This is a genomic window from Paenibacillus sp. PvP094, from assembly GCF_040546835.1.
Lineage (GTDB): Bacteria > Bacillota > Bacilli > Paenibacillales > Paenibacillaceae > Paenibacillus > Paenibacillus illinoisensis.
The window spans coordinates 6,538,582-6,558,149 of record NZ_JBEPOM010000001.1 but is presented as its reverse complement, the minus strand read 5'-3'; the positions used below and the strand labels follow the sequence as shown (position 1 = coordinate 6,558,149).

The 19,568-nt window shown below is 47.2% G+C and carries 20 protein-coding genes; 13 read left to right on the top strand and 7 right to left on the bottom strand.

Translation table 11 applies throughout. The features are described 5' to 3' along the window. The first annotated feature begins 136 nt into the window (after positions 1-136). The 8 genes from ABIC22_RS29540 (at position 137) to ABIC22_RS29505 (ending at position 5,756) form a co-directional block, all read left to right on the top strand. Positions 137-598, top strand: a complete 462-nt coding sequence (locus tag ABIC22_RS29540) for a HepT-like ribonuclease domain-containing protein (protein ID WP_154895997.1) — start codon at positions 137-139, stop codon at positions 596-598. Positions 599-609: 11 nt separating this feature from the next. Further along, positions 610-1,575, top strand: a complete 966-nt coding sequence (locus tag ABIC22_RS29535) for a DUF4261 domain-containing protein (RefSeq protein WP_354485662.1) — start codon at positions 610-612, stop codon at positions 1,573-1,575. A 179-nt stretch (positions 1,576-1,754) separates the two neighbouring features. After that, entirely contained in the window at positions 1,755-2,150 is a 396-nt protein-coding gene (locus ABIC22_RS29530) for a YtxH domain-containing protein (RefSeq protein WP_354485660.1), read from the top strand. Between the two features lie 229 nt (positions 2,151-2,379). Further along, the gene (gene racE / locus ABIC22_RS29525; RefSeq protein ID WP_095288100.1) at positions 2,380-3,189 is read left to right on the top strand and encodes a glutamate racemase; all 810 of its coding nucleotides are present in this window, start codon (positions 2,380-2,382) and stop codon (positions 3,187-3,189) included. A 238-nt stretch (positions 3,190-3,427) separates the two neighbouring features. Then, positions 3,428-4,660: a M14 family metallopeptidase gene (locus ABIC22_RS29520; protein WP_354485658.1), complete on the top strand. Its 1,233-nt coding sequence runs from the start codon at positions 3,428-3,430 to the stop codon at positions 4,658-4,660. A gap of 148 nt (positions 4,661-4,808) precedes the next feature. After that, positions 4,809-5,060, top strand: coding sequence for a hypothetical protein (locus ABIC22_RS29515; RefSeq protein ID WP_095288057.1), 252 nt, complete (start codon positions 4,809-4,811; stop codon positions 5,058-5,060). A 150-nt stretch (positions 5,061-5,210) separates the two neighbouring features. Next, on the top strand, positions 5,211-5,513 hold the full coding sequence (locus ABIC22_RS29510) for a heme biosynthesis protein HemY (protein ID WP_095288056.1): 303 nt from the start codon (positions 5,211-5,213) through the stop codon (positions 5,511-5,513). A 21-nt stretch (positions 5,514-5,534) separates the two neighbouring features. Further along, positions 5,535-5,756 (top strand): YuzB family protein, encoded by a 222-nt coding sequence (locus ABIC22_RS29505; RefSeq protein ID WP_127536475.1) that lies wholly within the window; start codon positions 5,535-5,537, stop codon positions 5,754-5,756. A gap of 81 nt (positions 5,757-5,837) precedes the next feature. Here ABIC22_RS29505 and ABIC22_RS29500 read toward each other — a convergent pair whose 3' ends face one another. Continuing rightward, the gene (locus ABIC22_RS29500) at positions 5,838-6,236 is read right to left on the bottom strand and encodes a hypothetical protein (protein WP_354485656.1); all 399 of its coding nucleotides are present in this window, start codon (positions 6,234-6,236) and stop codon (positions 5,838-5,840) included. Positions 6,237-6,439: 203 nt separating this feature from the next. Here ABIC22_RS29500 and ABIC22_RS29495 point away from each other — a divergent pair, with 203 nt between their 5' ends. From ABIC22_RS29495 to ABIC22_RS29485, 3 genes are all read left to right on the top strand, one after another. Next, positions 6,440-6,721 (top strand): hypothetical protein, encoded by a 282-nt coding sequence (locus ABIC22_RS29495; protein WP_354485654.1) that lies wholly within the window; start codon positions 6,440-6,442, stop codon positions 6,719-6,721. Positions 6,722-6,899: 178 nt separating this feature from the next. Next, positions 6,900-7,730: an aldo/keto reductase gene (locus ABIC22_RS29490; RefSeq protein WP_354485652.1), complete on the top strand. Its 831-nt coding sequence runs from the start codon at positions 6,900-6,902 to the stop codon at positions 7,728-7,730. 272 nt (positions 7,731-8,002) lie between these two features. Continuing rightward, positions 8,003-8,908: a prenyltransferase gene (locus ABIC22_RS29485; protein ID WP_127536472.1), complete on the top strand. Its 906-nt coding sequence runs from the start codon at positions 8,003-8,005 to the stop codon at positions 8,906-8,908. Positions 8,909-9,059: 151 nt separating this feature from the next. On the opposite strand, the gene ABIC22_RS29480 is transcribed toward ABIC22_RS29485, so the two are convergent. From ABIC22_RS29480 to ABIC22_RS29465, 4 genes are all read right to left on the bottom strand, one after another. Continuing rightward, entirely contained in the window at positions 9,060-9,797 is a 738-nt protein-coding gene (locus ABIC22_RS29480) for a DsbA family oxidoreductase (protein ID WP_354485650.1), read from the bottom strand. A gap of 215 nt (positions 9,798-10,012) precedes the next feature. Beyond that, positions 10,013-10,438 (bottom strand): cytidine deaminase, encoded by a 426-nt coding sequence (locus tag ABIC22_RS29475; RefSeq protein ID WP_354485648.1) that lies wholly within the window; start codon positions 10,436-10,438, stop codon positions 10,013-10,015. Positions 10,439-10,502: 64 nt separating this feature from the next. After that, the gene (locus tag ABIC22_RS29470; protein ID WP_354485646.1) at positions 10,503-12,500 is read right to left on the bottom strand and encodes an LTA synthase family protein; all 1,998 of its coding nucleotides are present in this window, start codon (positions 12,498-12,500) and stop codon (positions 10,503-10,505) included. Positions 12,501-12,702: 202 nt separating this feature from the next. Further along, on the bottom strand, positions 12,703-13,854 hold the full coding sequence (locus ABIC22_RS29465) for a THUMP domain-containing class I SAM-dependent RNA methyltransferase (RefSeq protein ID WP_095358946.1): 1,152 nt from the start codon (positions 13,852-13,854) through the stop codon (positions 12,703-12,705). A 240-nt stretch (positions 13,855-14,094) separates the two neighbouring features. Between ABIC22_RS29465 and ABIC22_RS29460 the strand changes: the two genes are divergently transcribed. Further along, on the top strand, positions 14,095-14,727 hold the full coding sequence (locus ABIC22_RS29460) for an O-methyltransferase (protein WP_127536631.1): 633 nt from the start codon (positions 14,095-14,097) through the stop codon (positions 14,725-14,727). Between the two features lie 642 nt (positions 14,728-15,369). Here the strand turns inward: ABIC22_RS29460 and ABIC22_RS29455 are convergent. After that, positions 15,370-16,584, bottom strand: coding sequence for an asparaginase (locus ABIC22_RS29455; RefSeq protein ID WP_127536470.1), 1,215 nt, complete (start codon positions 16,582-16,584; stop codon positions 15,370-15,372). Between the two features lie 423 nt (positions 16,585-17,007). Between ABIC22_RS29455 and ABIC22_RS29450 the strand changes: the two genes are divergently transcribed. Next, on the top strand, positions 17,008-18,213 hold the full coding sequence (locus tag ABIC22_RS29450; protein ID WP_354485644.1) for a cytochrome P450: 1,206 nt from the start codon (positions 17,008-17,010) through the stop codon (positions 18,211-18,213). An 88-nt stretch (positions 18,214-18,301) separates the two neighbouring features. Here the strand turns inward: ABIC22_RS29450 and ABIC22_RS29445 are convergent, their stop codons facing one another. Next, entirely contained in the window at positions 18,302-19,564 is a 1,263-nt protein-coding gene (locus tag ABIC22_RS29445) for an MFS transporter (protein WP_174818668.1), read from the bottom strand. Positions 19,565-19,568 lie beyond the last annotated feature (4 nt).

The following is a 19,568-nucleotide window of genomic DNA, read 5'->3' as shown; positions in this document are numbered from 1 at the left end:
CATGAGCGATTTAAGAGACGTTATGGAATTTTTATATATTTTTATCGTGTTTTTGATCGCTTGTCCGGTGATGCTATTCTGGCTTAAGCGAAGAGGGAAACGGAATCGATAATTCACTGAACGGGAAGTGACTGCATTGTATTACGTAAACAGAGAACAGATTGCCCGCAGACTTGCTGCCGTGCCGGAAGTAGCCGAAGGGCTCCGCCGGGCAACGCAAGCTTGGGATGGCAGTCTTATGCTTGGTCTGGTCCAGGAACGCTGTCTTCATCTGGCTATTGAGATTGTAACGGATGTGGGAAGTTATCTTATTGATGGTTTCATTATGCGGGATGCCAGCAGTTATGATGACATTATTCAAATCAATCACGAAGAGAAGGTATTTGACGTTTCGACTTACGAGGTGCTGAAGCGTCTCGTGTCGCTGCGCAAGCCGCTGGTACAGGATTACTTCAGCTGGGAGCGGGGAGAATTGCACCCGTTAAGCGCAGAGGTACCATCTATTCTGGAACAGTTTGCTGAGCAGGTTAGTATCTATGTGGAAAAAGAACTTGGTCCATTTCAGCAAGGTCAGACCGAGGGACAGAGTAAGGAATGAGGGGAACCAGCATGACAAATGAAAGGCAAGATGAAATAGAGAAAAATGAAGCGAATGATATTCCTTCCGGATTTCACCCTGTTTATATGGTAGAGCTGTTATTTCGAGAGCAACCTAAAATAGACCGGATCCGGCTGCAGAATGCACTTACTCGTTATACCGGACAAGTCCGTCTGGCTGTGAAGCAGGTCAATGATCAACGCGCCTCACAGAATAAGACGGATGAGGCAGCGACGGAGATCGGGAAAAGTGATACTCCAGAGCATAACCTGGACATGCTTGTTTTCTATCATATGGATCATCCGGTTTCATTTGAGGAAGGGAATATACCTGCACAGACCTGCATGCTTCCTGTGAACGAGATCAAGGATCGTTCCCGCTTCGGTGGGGCAGTGCAGCAAGCCTGGCACTGGCCGGAAGCAGGAGAGACCGTGAAGACAGCGCAGTATTCGATCCGGCTTCATGATATGTTCTCTGCAGCCATGTCTCGCAAACAGCGTCTGGAATTGTTCCAGAATACGCTCCAGGCAGTCATGGAAGTTCTGCCTTGTGAGGGGATGTATTGGTACGGCAGTGACAAGCTGGTTGAGCCGGAGGCTTACATTCAGTCACAGAAGCGGGAAGAACATCTCTATGGAGCAATGAATGTCCGCATGTATCAGGCAGGTGGAACGGAAGAACAGCGTGAACTGGTTATGGATACCGTTGGGTTGTCCGCGCTCGGTGTTCCCGATGTGCAGTGTCACTTTACGGGACTGGATCCGGATACGGTAGCCCAGACATTGCTTGGGGCAGCCTATTACATATTCGATCAGGGTGATGTTCTACAGGACGGACAGACACTGGGCTCTTCTGGAGGAAGACGCTGGCGCTGTGAGCATCAGGCTGCGCTGATTGCGCCTGGCCGTTATGTCATTGATCTCGATCCGGGAGATGCCCATGCTGCACAGCCGCTCGAATCTTCTCGGCATCATTAATGCTGACATTCTAATGCGCAATAAGGGATTTAAAAAGTTTTTGCTATCTGGAGTGTCAGGTCAAGCCCTTGCTGCTTATACTGCATCAACAGAGTAGGCATTCGCCCGGATCAATAAGCATCAAGATGTATTGTTGCTTGGTATCCGGTACTTCATTAAGGTAAAGGGAGAGATGCAACGTGAAGGATTCAAACAAAAGTTTGTTGTGGGGAGCATTGATCGGTTCGGTAGTGGGTTCTGTAACAGCGCTGCTGTTGGCGCCTAAATCCGGACGTGAGCTGCGTCAGGATATTTCGGAAGGTGCGCGTCAGGTCACCGAGAAAGGTCAGGAACTGGCCGTTAAGGTCGGCGAACAAAGCTCACAGATCGTATCCAAAGTAAAAGAAACGGCAGACGTTGTCATCCAGGATATCCAATCCTGGCGGAATTGCGCTGAAGGGAAGGAATTACGTGTATCTGCTGTCATTACCGACTCGGATTCGTCGGTAGATTCTTCTGTGAATAACGATGAAAATGAGTCTGGCATTGAGGTCTTTGCGAAGCTGACTGCAGATGATTCAAAAGACAATATCTGAAGCAATGCTTGGCAATAAGCAGGCTTTCCTCGAAGAATGAGGAGAGCCTGCTTTGTTGTGTGCGACAATGATGTGGAAGCCGCAGCGTGCGGTGTTTTATTTGAACCCTGAGATGAAATCGGGTAAGATGTAGGTACCTTTTTGCCGGAATAATCATACGGTAGGAAGAAAGCTCTGGAACCCAAATCGTTATCAGAACCAATTCAATGAAGAAGGAAGCGGTGTGTTCGTGCAGCAAGCAATCGCTATATTAGACTCCGGTGTAGGGGGATTGACCGTCGCCAAGGAAGTGATGCGTCAGCTCCCGCGGGAAAAGATCATTTATTTTGGAGATACTGCCCGGACACCGTACGGACCCCGTTCGTCCGAACAAGTTAAACAATTTACGGAACAAATCGTTGATTTCTTGATCCAGTTCGATCCGAAGGTTATCGTTATCGCCTGTAACACAGCCACGGCTGCAGCCCTTGACTATATCCGGGCGAAGGTGAATGTGCCTGTCATTGGGGTCATCCATCCCGGGGCACGTGCTGCCATTACGGCTACTCGAACAGGGCGCATTGGCGTAATCGGTACAGTGGGAACGATAGGAAGTGGTGCATATACTTCGGCACTTAAGCAGTTATCCCCCTATATTGATGTCGTCAGTCAGGCTTGCCCCGCATTGGTGCCTCTGGTAGAGCAGGGTGAATTTCGTTCCGAACAAACAACACTTGCGGTGGAGCAGTCGTTGGGTCAGATCAAACAACAGCCAATTGACTGTCTCATTTTGGGTTGTACCCACTATCCATTTCTCATGGAAACGATCCAGGAAGTCATGGGACAGGAAGTGAAATTGATCAGTTCGGCAGATGAGACGGCGAGGGAAATCAGTACGATTTTGTATGATAAACGAAAGCTGGCAAGTGGGGATGAGACACCGGTGCATCAATTTTTCTGTACGGGAGACCCGCGCATGTTCCAGAATATTACCCGCCAGTGGTTGGGAGAACAAATCTCGAAAACACCTGTTGTTTGGCAGGTCACCCGATTAACGTAACTTATCAGTATTACCCATTCATATTGGAGTTGAGGTTGAAGCTTAACCCACTGCACTCATCGGTCATTTCCGGAGCCCTGGCGCTCCGGTTTTTTATTTACACGAATAACAGCGCATGAAAAAGGCTCGCGTGATTCATGTCACATGACGGACAACCGGGTTCGCATACATATTAGGGTAGCACAATAAGAGCATAGGACGGGGAGAACTGCATTCTCCTGCCGGGAAAGGAGACACCATGGAGCTTCAGTGGATTATTGTTCAGTCAGGGGATACCTTATCCCGTATTGCCTCTGCGCACCACATGACGAGGGCATTGCTGGCTGCCCTGAACCCGGAGGCAGCAGCGCAACCCTACTTGTTTGCCGGGCAGATGCTGCGAATCCTGCCGGGAACCGGTCGCAGATATGCTGTTCAGCCTGGGGAAAACGTGGGGTGGATCGCAGAACGTTTTGGCCTGAATGAAAAAGAGCTGCGTGACGCCAATCCCGAATTTGCGAACATTGAGGATTGGTGTGGGCGGTGTATTCATATTCCGGATTCAAATGGTAAAACTATTGTCAGGTTACAGGGTGAATACGGTTACCGTGAATTGAGCCGGGATGTCGCTTTGCTTGAGAAGCATTATCCGTTCATCTCCACAGGTACAATCGGTGCAAGCGTCATGGGGAAGGCTATACCCTACGTAAAGATTGGGGAAGGACCGCGCCATATTCACGTTAATGCTTCCGTTCATGCCAATGAATGGCTTACGAGTGCGGTAATCATGCGTTTTGTTGAAGAATATGCGAGGGCATACACTGACAGCGTGCCTTGGCAACAATTCAGGACAGAGCGTTGGATGCAGGAAACGACATTGTGGGTCGTGCCTATGGTCAATCCGGATGGAGTGGAGCTCGTTCAGGAGGGGGTTGTAAATAGACATCCACATGCCAAGCAGCTGCTTGCATGGAATGCTGGACGTCCACATTTTACCCATTGGAAAGCCAATATCAGAGGGGTTGATCTGAACGATCAATTTCCGGCTCACTGGGAGGAAGAGGCAGCGCGGAGAGGTATTACATCACCCGGTCCCCGAGACTATGCAGGCAAGGCACCGTTATCTGAGCCAGAAGCAAAGGCACTTGCAGAGTGGACAGAACAACACAGCTTCGCTGCTGTCGTTTCCCTGCACAGTCAGGGGCAAGAGATCTATTGGAATTACCGTGATTTGGAGCCCAGAGAGAGTGCGCCGTTATCGCGCAGGTTGGCACGGGCCTCGGGTTACAAAGCAGTTAAATTAGGTGGAAGCGATGCGGGATACAAGGACTGGTTCATTCAACAGTTTCGGAAGCCGGGCTTCACGGTGGAAGTCGGACTCGGCGTCAACCCACTACCTGTTGAACAGTTTGATGATATCTGCGTCGAGGTAGGTCTGCTGCTGGCTGAGCTGCTGTCGGATGGGGAAACCGGAACAGAAGCCATGTCATGAAACTTCAAGCTTCCCATTTCGTATATAACATACGGGCGCTGTGACAGCGTCCCGTCTTTTTTTGGTTATCATACTATTCTTAAAAGGGTAATGAGTGGAATACGATCATGCGCCTTCATTGGCTCATGAAGAATATGGAGGGGTTCACATGAAGTGGAGAAGACTGCTGTCGTTCAAACGATGGACTGAAGTGTTCAAGAGACTGCCCCGCCTATTGCGGGCTCCGCAGATCCCTTTGCATGAGAAGCTGCTGTTCATCATCCCGGTCATACTGTATTGGGTTCTACCGGATGTCATGCCTTTTATGCCTATCGATGATATTGGTGTTACTTTGCTGCTCATGAACTGGTTTGTCAGCCGTGCGGAGCGTAAATATCCGGTGTTACCCTCCCGCGCCTAAAGGAATCATAAGGTGAATCGATACGGTTTACCTATGATTTTGCATCAATGTTATTGCGAAGCGGAGTAACTTTCTTTACAATAGATGCTGGAGTTTAGAAATGCTGAAATTGTTGGAACCAGCAATTACAATATAGGAGATGAAGTCGAAATGAACTGCAAAATTACTCGTAATGCTGCCAAAGTATTGAAATTGGAGCTGGACAAGCCCGAAAACGAAGGAAAAAAACTTCGTGTAGTTATCACGCATGCTCACGGTGACCACGCTCACTACGGTCTTGATCTGGACACGCCTAAAGAAAACGATACCGTAGTATCTACGGACAAAGAGATCGATGTTATTCTTGAGAATGATCAACCACTTCTGGATGGCGTTAAAATTGACTACCTGTACCTTCCTCAAGAAGGATTTGTCATCACGAACCCTTCCAAAGGCAACCACGGCGACCACTAAGGCTGCGAAGAAGGGGAACTCATGGCTAACGATATCCGCGTATGCGAAAAGTGTAATCATATCAGACTGAAGTCGATTGTGCCCAAGCTGGAGAAGATGGCTCCGGATACGGAGATCAAGATTGGGTGTAAATCGTACTGTGGTCCGTGTGCGAAGCGTGCTTTTGTGTTTATCAACGGTCGGTACATTAGTGCGCCGACGGAAGAAGAAGTACTGACAAAAGTTGCAAAATTCGTGAAGTAAAAGAGAGGCTGATGCATCTCTTTTTTTGTGCACAGAGATAACTTGGTAGTATTTTTAATGTTCCAAGAACCTTAGGGAGGATTATAGGGGAGCGTCTTTTTTCATTTCATGAATTTCAAAGGTATCCTCACGTATTTCGATAGCGACTACCGTGTCGTTTTTTTTGAAGAAATGAACATGTCCCATTCGGTTCTCCTCCAACTCTACCCACCCTTCATCGTGTATTTTCTGAAAATAATCAGCAGGCGTATAAAGGCCTTGTTCACCTCCGATATGTTTCAATTCATACGTTTCACTTATTTTGATATTGGGGTTTGCTGAATCTGTCGTGACTTTTAATGGTTTGGCATTCGTCGGAACTGGAATATCGGCAATAATGGAGGAACTTGTATAACCCGTTATTTCATACGTTGCAGAAGCACAGCCACTGGTTATCAATAACAAAGTCAACATGATGACCGGAATCCTCAGGTTTTTCAAACAACCACCTCTTTCTTCTAAAAAGTCATCTATAAGATAAACGCAGTGAGTTAGGGGAAGGTTACAACCATGGGGATGATGAAGGTTCAAATGGAGTCACGACATTGCATTCATAAATTGTTTATGCAAAAGAAGAATAAGGCAGGACCTCATCATCCATCCTAAAGGGGTAACAGGAACATGATCCCAAGGAGGAATAACTCATGCCGAAGCGTTATGATTCCAGTTTGCAAGCGAATACGACCGTATCTCAGGCGCAGAATGCAGTGAACAAACTTCATTTTGCCGTGTCTCAAGCCATGTCACATCCAACAGAGCAGACCATTGAACAGGCCGAGAGCCGATTGGCACATACGGAGCAGGCGATGCTTCAGGCTGAACGTTCGCTTGGAGGACAGGGTGTTGAGCTGGCAGAAGAGATGTTCTCTGAGGAAAAGAGAAGATTGAACTCCATCCAGAGTCAGAACGGGCAAGGGAATCAATAGCTGTTCCTGTCACACCAGAACCCGCATGCCTTAGAGCGTTGCGGGTTCTTATTCTCATGCTGCCTTTTCAAGAATCTCCCGGAAATCGGTCGCTGTACAGGAAGATAAGGAAACGCTTAAATTTCTGTCAGAAGGTTAATAAACCTTGAGCAGCCAAATTCCATACGGGAGGTACAGGATGACCAAACATATTACAGATTGCACGATTCTGAATAATGGGGTAACGATGCCTTGGCTAGGATTTGGAACATATAGAGCAAAGGGTAAGGAAGTGCAGCAAGCGGTTGAGACCGCATTGGAAGTAGGATATCGCAGTATTGATACGGCATCTGTCTACGGGAATGAAGAAGAAGTGGGACAAGCCATTGCGAGTAGTGGAATTGCCCGCAATGAGCTGTTTGTGACAACCAAGCTCTGGAACGAGGATCAGGGTTACGATTCGACGCTCAGAGCATTTGAGGCCAGTCAGAAGGCACTGGGACTGAATGTCATTGATCTATACTTAATTCACTGGCCAGGAAGAGACCAGTACAAGGAGACGTGGAGAGCATTCGAACGTCTATATAGCGAAGGAAGCGTACGGGCGATTGGTGTGAGCAATTTCCAAATCCATCATTTGCGCGAAATCATAGATGAAGGTGGAACGGTACCTGCAGTCAATCAGGTGGAACTGCATCCAGGTCTGATTCAGCAGGAACTGCAGGATTTCTGCGGGGAGCAGGGAATTCAGCTGGAAGCCTGGAGCCCGATCATGCGAGGAAAACTGAACAATGAATCCACGTTAAAGGGCCTTGCCCAAAAATATGGAAAGACGCCGGCACAGATCATTTTGCGCTGGGATATTCAAAATCAGATTGTGACCATACCGAAGTCCGTTACACCCGAACGTATTCGTGAGAATGCAGACATTTTTGATTTTGAGTTAACGCCGGATGAACTTAGATCGATTGATGCCTTGGATTCTGATAAGAGAACCGGGCCGCATCCGGATCAACTCTTTTGGGATTGAGCAAGGATAGCAATCTATGCCATAAACTGAAAGGTCCTCTTCAAGAAGGAGAGGGCCTTTTCTCTCTTTCAAAATTGCTGCCCGACTGATGCTGCCTAAGTGATGCTTCTGATAAAGGAAAACGTTTAACGCATGCAACCGAAGAGATTCAGTCGTAATAACGAACAAAAATTTCCTATCACAACAATGTAAATTTGGTGTATAATCTAATAATATGTGAACGTCGTCACAAAGTGTTAAAGATTTAGCATCATAGGAGGCATAAATACATCATGAGTAATTGGGCTTTATTTAAAAATATGACTCGACTGTATTCCGTAACGGTAATGGTTGTTCCGGTAATACTAGGCACTATCTCTGCCTACGCCATGCAGAAAGAATTTCATTTTCTTTTGTTTTTGTTGACGCTAGTAGGCGCGGTGTCCGCTCATATTTTTTCCAATATGGTAAACGATCTATGGGATTATCGGAACGGAACCGATACCCAAGCAACGGAGACGGAAGGTGCGATTTCGACGCACTCCGGGTTTCTGACTTCGGGAACCATGACCGAGAAGAAATTTGCGGCTATTACCTGGGGATTCCTTGTGCTGGCTGGGGTCTGTGGTCTTATTCTTACGATCGTCAGCGGTTGGCCGATCCTGGCTATTGCGCTGATTGGGGCTTTGATCGCTTATTTCTATGTTGCGCCGCCAATTAAATTCGGCTACCGCGGAAAAGGCTATAGTGAGATCGGGATATTTGTTTCCTTTGGTATCCTGCCAGTTCTGGGTGCTTACTATGTACAGACAGGAGAGTTTGCGCTTGCTCCGCTGCTGCTGTCCTTGCCGGTCGGCATGCTGACCACCATGCTGCTATTTAACCATCATTTTCTGCACTGGCGTGCGGACCGTGAAATCGGCAAGAAGACGCTGGTCGTCATGTGGGGGGAAGAGCGGGCGCTTCGTCTATCCAAGCTGATGACGATCCTTGCTTATGTCCTTTTGATCGTAAGTGTGGTGTTCCATGCTTTGCCCGTTTATGGTCTTGTCGCGATTATTTCCGTTATCCCAATGTATAAGGTTTATAAATCACTGGGCAAGGTTAATCCGTCCGAGACGTATCTGCCGCTTATGGGAGCTTCCCAGCAATCATCTGTGCTCTGCGGTCTGATCATGTGCGTAGGGCTGCTGCTCTAAAAAAGGATATAAATAGGGTCCGGTCCTGCGTCAGGCAGGTCGGACTTTTTATTTATTTTATATGGATGAATTTTACGTAAGGATTAATTAGATTTAAGTTGAAAAAAAGCAGCAGGTTCAGGGGATTGCCCTTGCTCCTGCTGCTTTTGTATTATTTGGATGGTTTATCGGATTGCGGTACTTCGCATCCATCATCAGTGCACACACCGCCGGCATCGGCGTTAGCTGTGCTGGATTCAACCATGGTGAAAGGGGAGCGCTCATCCCACGCCTTCTGAATGGCATCACGAAACACGTCGTCCGGCTGCGCGCCTGATACCGCGAATTTGCGGTCGAATACGAAGAATGGCACGCCGCGAATGCCTAATTGCTCGCCTTCAGCCTGATCTGCACGAACCTGCTCCGCGAATTGATTGCTGGCCAACACCTCGGCAGCTGCGTTGCGATCCAGACCCACTTCCTCGGCCAGTTGAATCAGTACATTAGTGTCACCAGCATGTTTGCCTTCTATGAAAATGGCCTTGAACAAACGCTCGCTGAGTTCAAGCATTTTGCCTTGTGTATCTGCCCAGTGGGTCAGGCGGTGAGCGGAGAACGAGTTGGTTGGGATCATCTCATCAATGTTATATTCCAATCCGGCCGTACGGGCATTGGCATTCATTTGAGCATTCATGCCCTTTGCCTGTTCCACGCTCATATTGTATTTGGCAGCCAGATATTCCGCGTTCGTTTTGCCGCTGTTCAGTTCAGCATTAGAATCCAGCTCGAAGCTTTTGAATTGCAGTTTCACTTCATCACGGTGTGGGAACTGAGCCAATACATTTTCCAAACGGCGTTTGCCAATATAACAGAAAGGACACATAAAGTCAGACCATATTTCAATAATCATTCTTTTTAAACCTCCATATAAATGAAACTATTTTAGTTACAATTATAAAGCGACTTTCTAAATAACGCAAGGCAGGTATCGGGCTGGTCCCAAAAAAGAAGTGCTAAACATGCAGTGGGCTGCACGCTTAACACTTTTGTGGTAATTAAAGGTGGAAATGCTCGATTCGGAAGTACCTGAATACTTGAATTACATAAAGAAGCAGAACTGTATCCCTATTTGTCCCGATAAGCCTGGGACCAGTGGTAAGGCTGGATTTCGTCCAGTCTTTTATAGATTAACCTTCCATCCGGGTCATATACAGCGGCTTTGACATCTTCACCCCAGAAAAATAAACGTTCCTGACATACCCCGCAAGGAGTAAGCACTTTGAATTCCGAATGTTCGTCATCTCGTGCCACGCAGATGGAGTGAGTAACTTTCTCGTTTAATTTATGTGCTTCGAGGTAGGCGCCCGTCTCCATGCACAGGTGTGTGGCATCATTGATCACTTCCGGAGCAACGCTGATTAACAGCGAACCCGCTGCGGTATAAACTGCTGCTGCACCGCCCCAACCCTGAGGGTAGCGATGCTTCACAAAGTTCGCCGCTTCATCATATAATTTTTGTTCAATAGATGATGGATCTGATTGAGTTGTCATGATTCAAGTTCTCCTTATATTTAAAGCTACTATACGACAACAGTGGAAGAGATATCCTTATCCTCTAGGATGCGGGTTCTGCGTTGTTGTTCTCTTCACGGAATCGTCGGATCAGGTCATACGTTATGACGGTATCGGACACATGCAATCTCTTCGAAGCTTCGTCATGTCCGGAATTGCACGCACTGATGTCTGTCTTGCTGCGGGTGGACAGATCATAACATGAACCGTTCTCGTAAATATAATCGTCTGAAGGGATATAAAATACGGAACCGTCAGTAAATGCACCACTTCGCAATACAACGGTTCGGGATGATCCGTCGTAGATGTCGTTCCCCATATGATAATATTCATCTGGGATGCCGAGCAAATGAAGCGCTGATGGAGTGATATCCAGTTGTCCGGCAGGTTGGTCTACGGTTCCTGCTTCGGCTCCGTCCGGCAGATGCACCAGCAGCGGGACCTCATTCATGATTTGCTCCATATCCAGTTCATTCAGTGACCGTCCAAGGAACTGTTCATACTGCGCTTGCTCTTTGATCGAATTATCGTGATCCCCATAGAACATGAAGATGGTTTTGTCCCATAATCCCCGGTTCTTCAGATCTTCCACCATACTGCCCAGTGCAGAATCCACATAATGAACGGATTGCAGGTAATCACCAAACATCGTGCCCTCGAACTCACCTACATCAAGCTGCTGTTTATCCTGCGGGAGTGCATATGGATGATGACTGCTGAGTGTGATGAGGAAGGAATAGAACGGCTCGGTAATCTCGCTGTCCATCTTCTGAACGGATTGCCTGAAAAAAGACTCATCGGACAGGGACCAGCCCAGTGGATCATCCTGTTCAAAATCATTTTTGCTGTAAAATTTGTCGTAGTTCATGTTCTGATACATTGTATAACGGTTCCAAAATCCACTCTCGTACGCATGAAAAACATTGGTGCTGTATCCATTGTCCTTCAGTATTGAAGGCAAAGAATCATACGCGTGGTCTGCGTACCGAACAAAAGCTGATCCAACAGGCAGTGGGTGGAGTGAAATATTGGCTCCAAAATCGGCATCCGATGTTCTGCCCTGACCTGTTTGGTGATAAAAATGACTGTAGTATTGGCTTTCCTTCATCAGTTCGTTAAAATGCGGCGTGATTTCCTGACCACCGATACTTTGCCCGATCATGAAATTCATGAAGGCTTCTCCTTGAACGATGATGAGATTACTATCCTTGTACTTGCCAAACAGGGCATTTTCACTAGAAGCGTTATTCTGTCTGTCAGCAAAAAAGGATTTGGCTTGCTCGACATCTGCAGGATCGGCTTCGGGGCCAGAACCGATATGGTCTTTTGCATAGTTGTACAGATCATATCCATGAAAAGCGAGAAGTCCGGTCACGTTGTACATGGAGACGTTCCACCAATTATTGTCGAACAGCCCCTTGGCCCACGTTTTACTGTAAAAATAGATTGGCCCCACCGCAAGACACAGTCCGAGCACCAAGGCAATGCCGCCTGCAGTGAGTCTGCGCATGCCTCTTTTCTTGCTGCGGTAATTGGAGTAATTCCCCAACCCATTACTGGTTGTAGACAAACGGGAGATACGATTTCGCCTGCTGAATAGCAGGATGGCCCCATACGGAATGATGGCAAGCCAGTCTGCGAAGAACCACAAGTCACTGGCGTGTATGAGCGTAGCAATGCTGTCGCCCAGAGCGTCAACTTGTCTGGCCTGCATTAACACAGGGATCGTTAGAAAGTCCTGAAAGTATCGATAATAAACCATATCGGCATAGATCAGCGCTGTGAGGAGCAGGTTGAGCACAACAAGAGACAAGATCATACCCCGTCTAGGCAGCCACCAGGTCCAGAAGGACAGGAGCAGCAAAGAGCCGATGGCAATGACTTTATCCAGAAGACCCATAGTGATGTTATAGGCGTGCAGGTTGTGATGTAGCCACATGAGTTTCAGCAGCATCAGTACTAGAAAAATGAGATATAACGTAAGTGGATGATTAAGAAGCCTACGCGGCGTCATGCTGCGTGTAGGCTGTGAGATGACCATCAAGGTTCCCTCCCAGTTGCAGTGTTTTGTTCATTTAATGTTAACGGAGTGTAAAAACAGGGCTCCATTCATTATAGCTCTCCTTCATGGCATTTCAACTATGCCCCTAGCAGAAGTGCTTCATGCAGATCGTTGGTTGCATAACCGTACAAAAAAAACGCCCCAGCCGCGAAGGCAGGAGCGTTCTGTTTAAATCGTATCATTACTGTTTCGGTGATGAATTCCGCGGAGGTAACGGCCCCAAGTACTGGTAGTATTGGGTCTCAATGCGTCCGTTAAACAGTTTGCGGCGTTTATCCGCTTTACGGCCAAAAGCTTCTTCGAAGGATTTGGTTGAAGTGATGGCAAAAAAGGACCAAGTCGGCATCTCGAGATAACTGCGGCCTAAGGAGCGGATCAGCTTCAAGACGTCCTTCTCTTCGCTCAGGCGTTCACCATATGGCGGATTGGTGATAATTACACCATACTGCCCTTGAGGTCTTGCACGGTGTGCAGGAAGTACACTGACTTCAATATCCTTGGCAAATCCTGCACTTTTGATCGCTGCCTGCGCTACCTCGATCGCTTCAGGGTCAATATCACTACCCGAAATTTGCAATGGAACGTCGTCACGAACAGCATCAAATGCCTCCTCGCGAGCCTGTTCCCACAGTTCTTTAGGAATGACATCCCAATTCTCGGAGTTGAAGGAGCGGCGCAGTCCTGGTGCGATGTTCCAACCGATCATGGCTGCTTCAATCAGCATGGTGCCTGAACCGCAGCACGGATCATAGAAGGGGCGGGATACGTTCCAGCGACTAAGCTGAATAAGCGCTGCAGCGAGTGTTTCTTTCAGCGGAGCCTCCGTCACCAGTTTACGATAACCCCGTTTGTGAAGTCCTGGTCCGGTCGTGTCGAGTGTAAGCAGGGCGCGGTCATTCAGCAAAATCACTTCAATGACATAACGAGCCCCGTTCTCGGGGAACCATTCGGTGTTATGTGTCAGCTTCAGTTTCTCAACGATCGCTTTTTTCACGATACCTTGAGAGGCAGGAACGCTGCTCAGTTGGGATTTGTGGGAGCGGCCTTCGACAGGGAATTCACCGTTCGCTGGGATCCATTCTTCCCAAGGGAGTGCCTTGGTACCTTCAAACAATTCGTCAAATGTGGTTGCCGGGAATTCACCCATCTTGATAAGGACGCGGTCAGAACTTCTCAGCCACAAGTTACAGCGGCAAATATCAATATAATCTCCAGTAAATACAACCCGGCCGTTCTCGACCGTAACATCCTCATACCCCAGCTGTTTCAATTCCCGAGCTACAACAGCCTCAAGTCCCATTGCTGAGGTCGCAATTAATTGCAATTGAGCCATGTGTTTCATTTCAACTCCATTTCAAGCGGAAGAGGACGATGCCTTCATCCAGCTGTATAGTAACGGTGCGGCCTTGCCGCATTCCGTGAAAAAACTTACAATGAGAAATGCGGTGAGCACTAGCTCGCTAAGAAGCAGGTGATACTGTAGTCTAACCGCCTGTGTTGATAACAAACATTCATTATAGAACATTGGCATCCATAAGGAAAGCAGTCCAAGTGTCCAAGGAGGATATACGTGGTGAATCTTACCCCTGACGAATATGTTAATCAATTATTTCAAGAGGATGAGCTGTTATTAAAGGTGAAAGAGGCCATCCGTTCAAACAACATGCCGGAGGTGTCGGTTGCACCGGCATATGGCCGTTTGCTTACGTTTCTCGCCAAGACATCAAAGGCAGAGGCTGTGCTGGAAATCGGCGTATTGGGCGGTTACAGCGGTATATGCCTTGCTCGCGGCATGAGTGAAGGAGGAACTCTGACGTCGCTGGAATTGAAAGAAGAATACGCGGCGATGGCTCGTGGGCATCTGGAGGAAGGTGGCTTCGGCGAAAAGGTAGAGTATCGCATTGGCCCGGCGGCAGACAGCCTGAAGCAATTGGAACAGGAAGGTCGCACATTCGATTTCTTCTTTATTGACGCAGATAAGGAGAATTATCCGGTATATCTCGATTATGCCATTAAGCTGGCCCGGCCGGGTGCTGTTATTGTAGGCGATAATTGTTTCCTGCGTGGTCGTACGCTGAATCCGGACAAGCAGGGTCCTGCTGTGCTTGCTGTGCGTCGTTTCAATGAGCAGATGGCGAGTGACCCGCGCCTTGTCACCACCATGTTGCCGGATTATGATGGCTTGGCGCTGGCCTGGGTGAAGTAGAAGTGGAAATTTTCTAAAGATCAAACTCCGATGAATCATGATCTCACGCTCTTGTGTTAGTGAGGAAATTCTTGATTCTGTCGGAGTTTTTTTAGTTTGAAAAATATTGATCGTTAAGAATGATTTTTTATTGAGATCTTATCTAAATATGAATTTATTATTAGTGAAGAAGGTGTCATAATTACCTTTCAGGAAATTTTATGGTAATATTGTACAAAAGGAGTTATAAATTTCTATATATAGAGGTGTTAAATTGAGACCTTTATTCATTTTTCTTTCTTTGCTTCTTATCTCAGGTTTCGTATTTCATTTTCTTAACGTATACACGCCATTTTTAATACTACCAGTTTATTTTGTACTTATTGCAGTGTTAGTTCTTTTGATTTTTTATCTTTTTAAGTATTATTTTATTAAATAAGAATGTATTTGAAATTAATCAGAGAATTTATATAAGGATTGATTAATTTTTTATGAAGAACAATTCGCTGCGCTTTTGAATGGATTAATAGCCCACCACGTTGTTGAAAAGTAATACACACATTCTGAAAACGCAAAAAAAGAGATGAACACATCCCTGATCACAGGGCCTGGGTTCATCTCTTTTTGCTATTTTATAAAATAAGGATAAAAGTATTAGAGCTATTAAACTTCAGGTGTACCGTATGTTTCAAACCATTTTTTAATCGTTTCAAAATCATCACTGAACGACAGGCCGAGCATGAGCAAAATACGTGCCTGTTGAGGGCTGAGGTTGTCCCCGGCAATGACACCGTTGCCGCCGCCATATACGCTTCCTGAACCTGTACGGGTAGTGGTTACGAAGATGACGCCCTCTTCAATCGCTTTCGTGCGGGCTTGTCCCATTGCTCTGGAGATGCCGCCTGCTCCGGTACCAGACGTTACGATCCCTTTGGCTCCGCCGCGTACGAAACCTTCGATCGCTTCCCCGCCAGCTTCCTGATAAGAGATGGCAATTTCAACTTTCGCCAGATCAGCCTTCGTAATCTTGCTCAGATCAAATGCCGGCTTGGCTGTGCCTTCAGGCTTCAGTGCACGTGCCGGAGCACGGTAGATTCGGATATTCTCTTCATCGATGTAACCAACAGCACCGAGCATTGGCGTCTCAAATGTATCCGTACGATAGTCATTCGTTTTGGTTACACCACGTGCAAGCTGAATCGTGTCGTTCAGCATCAATACCGTTCCGAACGAGGTAGTGCGTCCGCTGCCCGCAAGTTTGATGGCATTGTACAGGTTCGCTTGGGCATCTGAACCGATAACGGTCCATGGTCGCATGGAGCCGGTAATGACCACAGGCTTATCGCTCTGCACCGTCATGTCAAGGAAATAAGCGATCTCCTCCATGGTATCCGTACCTGTCGTAACCACGACACTGTCATACTGTGCAAGTGCCTTGTCTACGGTAAGGGATAAATCGTATAGATCTGCCATGGTATATGAACCAGAACCTGAGTTGCCGAATTGGAGTGTGCTAACATCTGCTATCTTCTGTTTGTCGGGTAGCGCGTCAACCATTTCTTCAATGGGGAGTGTGCCTGCCTTGTAATTTTGGAAGCTGGTTGCATCCTCGGATTGACCGGCAATCGTTCCGCCTGTTCCAATGACAAGTACATTAGGTAATGCAGATTGTTTGGAGGATTGAGGCAAGGCCGGAATGGATGTATTCCGTGCTGGAGTACTAGGCGAAGTGGACTGTACCGCACTTGTTGTTCCGCTCACTTCTACAGTAGCTGCTTGAGCAGCATAAGTTCCGACTGGGGACAAAGAGATGGTCAGAGCGGTTAAAGCAGCAGTACTCCATACAGCCCAGGGACGAAGATTTGAATGTTTACTCATAATTAGCACTCTCCTTCAGGTTAGTAACATGTGATGTTTGTTCAGAAGATTATGTAAATCAATTGAGATGATTGTATTTGATGTTAACTAATATGACAATAGTAGAAAAACGGAGATTATAACGTTATATCAGTAGATATTCAGAGTAAAACTATTATTTATAAGGTTAAATGAATAAATATAAACCGCTAAAAGTAGAAATGAAAGGAGAGGTAGAGCTCGCTAGGGGTTTTTGTGTTAATTAAAATGACATCTAAGACTTTTATCCTGATTGAAAAATGAGGTTCGTGGGATTTAAATGGCATTCCCTAGGAGAAGAGGCTCAATTATTGCTAAATATTTGTATGACCATACAGTAAAGTCTATAATATATGGTGTTTCTTATATGTAAATAAATATATATTAGCGATTGGAGGAATGACGATGAACCGAGCACCCAGAAAGTATGCCAATTATATTCCGATCCGGGAACTGGAAGCAGTAGAGCAGCAGCTATCTCCCTTCCAGGTGTATGCCGAACTTCGTGAGAATACTCCAGTCCGATACGATGAGCACCGTGAATGCTGGGATATCTTTCGTTATGAAGATGTGCAGTACGTACTGAAAAATCCCAAGTTGTTTTCTTCCGCACGTGATCGTGCAAACACCAGTATGCTTACAACGGATCCGCCCAAACACAAGCAGTTAAGGGACTTGGTTAATCAGGCATTCACACCGAGGGCCATAGAAGCGCTTGCTCCGCGCATTCAGGAGATTGCCGATGAATTAATCACTCCCCGGTTGTCTCAAGGTCAAATGAACCTGGTCGATGATCTGGCGACTCCGCTGCCTGTTATCGTCATTGCGGAACTCCTGGGAGTCCCTGCAAAAGACCGGCAGAAGTTTAAAGTATGGTCGGATGCCTTGGTTAAGGGGGCACGCGATGACAGTGATGAAGCTTTCCAGGAGCTTATGGAAGAGAAAAAACGAAATCAACAGGAACTGGCCATCTATTTTACAGCCATTATGGAAGAACGCAGGCAAGAGCCGCAGGATGATTTGATCTCTTTGCTGCTGGCAGCAGAAATTGAAGGGGAGAAGCTGAGCGAGGAGGAACTGGTTGGTTTTTGCATTTTGCTGCTTGCAGCAGGTAATGAAACGACGACCAATCTGATTACCAATGCGGTTCGCATTCTTGCTGAACAACCCGAGCTGCAGCAGCGGCTGCGTGAACATCCAGAGCACGTTGCATCAGCTGTTGAGGAGACGCTGCGTTACTACCCGCCGATTGTTGCGATTGGACGCGTAGCCAAAGAAACGGTTGAATTGAACGGGCAGACCATTCAGGAGGGAACTCAGGTTATTTCGTGGGTGGGTTCGGCCAATCGGGATAGCGAAGTCTTTGGCGATGCAGAACAATTTGTCGAGGATCGCAAACCGAACCGGCACATGGGATTTGGATTTGGTATTCACTTTTGCCTGGGAGCCCCGCTAGCCCGTCTGGAGGCGAGGGTTGCACTCCACACCATGCTGCAGCAGATGCAGGATATCAAGCTTGTTCCGGGAACGACACTGCAGCCGATCCAGAGTGCTTTCGTATTTGGTGTGAAGGAGTACCCTATCCAATTTGAAAGCCTTAAGCCGTCTTAACAAAATGATAACTAAAAAGCCGCATTCTTTGTCCCTAGGGCAATGAATGCGGCTTTTGTGATGCGTTCCAAGTGAAGGGAAGTCCTGCTCAGGATTCCCTGACGAGAGCAGGCTTTTTGTATAGTTTGAATCGAACCCAAACCATATTGATTAACAGGAGTCCGCCAGATACGATAAACAATCCCTCGATGCCGATGAATCCTGCCATAAAACCGCCGATTACGGCTCCGAGCATATTCCCGAGAGCGAGCGTACTCGTATTGAAACTGAACGCACGACTGATCATGCCATCTGGAGTGTAGGCTCGAATCAAGGCGTTGACGCTAGGCAGCAAACCACCCATGAATACACCCATGGCGAAACGTACCAAAATGAGTTGCCATACCGATTGTACGAAGGCTTGTGGTATTAGCAGCAGTCCCGTACCTATAAGAGAGAAGGTCAATACCTTGTGTGCTCCAATACGATCACTGAGCTTGCCGAGTATTGGAGACATGGCCATGTTGGATAGTCCGGTAACAGCACCGACAAGACCTGCCCAGAATGCCACGTTTACATCCGATGCATGCAGCTTCTGTACATACAGCGGCAAGAGTGACATGGGGCTGATCATCGCAAACTGCAGCAGGAACGTTACAGCAAACAATGCGGGCAGCTGTGGTGACTTGTTCAATTCCTTCAGTCCGGACAAAACGGATTGTTCAGGCAGTTTGGCCGCTTCCTTGCGGTCGAATTTTTCCCGAACAAGGAACATGGCCAGCAGCGATGCAGCAAAGATGAGGCCACCTGTAATGTAGAATATGGGCCGGAAGCCAACGGCATCCGCAAGCAAACCGCCGATCAGCGGACCGAGAATCGTTCCGGCTACCTGTCCGGACTGACTTATACCCATGGCGAAACCCATGCGATCCTTGGGCGTTGTTCCCGAGATTAGGGAAACGGCTGCCGGATTAAAACCGGAGATGGTACCGTTGAGCAAACGCAACAAGAGGAGCTGCCAGGGATTTTGGGCAAATCCCATGAGCGCGATCACAATCGCCATCCCGAATCCGGAGCGCAGCAGCATAATTTTACGTCCATACTTATCGGACAGTTTGCCCCACAAGGGCTGGAACAAAAATGAAGTGAGGAAATTGGCAGCAAATATAAATCCCGCCCATATGCCAATCTCGTGCTCACCGACAACGCCTAAATCCTTGGCAAGGTATAGGGATAAAAAAGGCGTAATCATGGTCATGCCCGAATTGACCAGAAACTGTCCAAACCAAAGCACAATGAGGTTTACTTTCCAAGTTTTCAAAGTGCTTTCACTCCCTTTCTGTAATTCGTGGAAAAAACACCATTCTTTCATTATA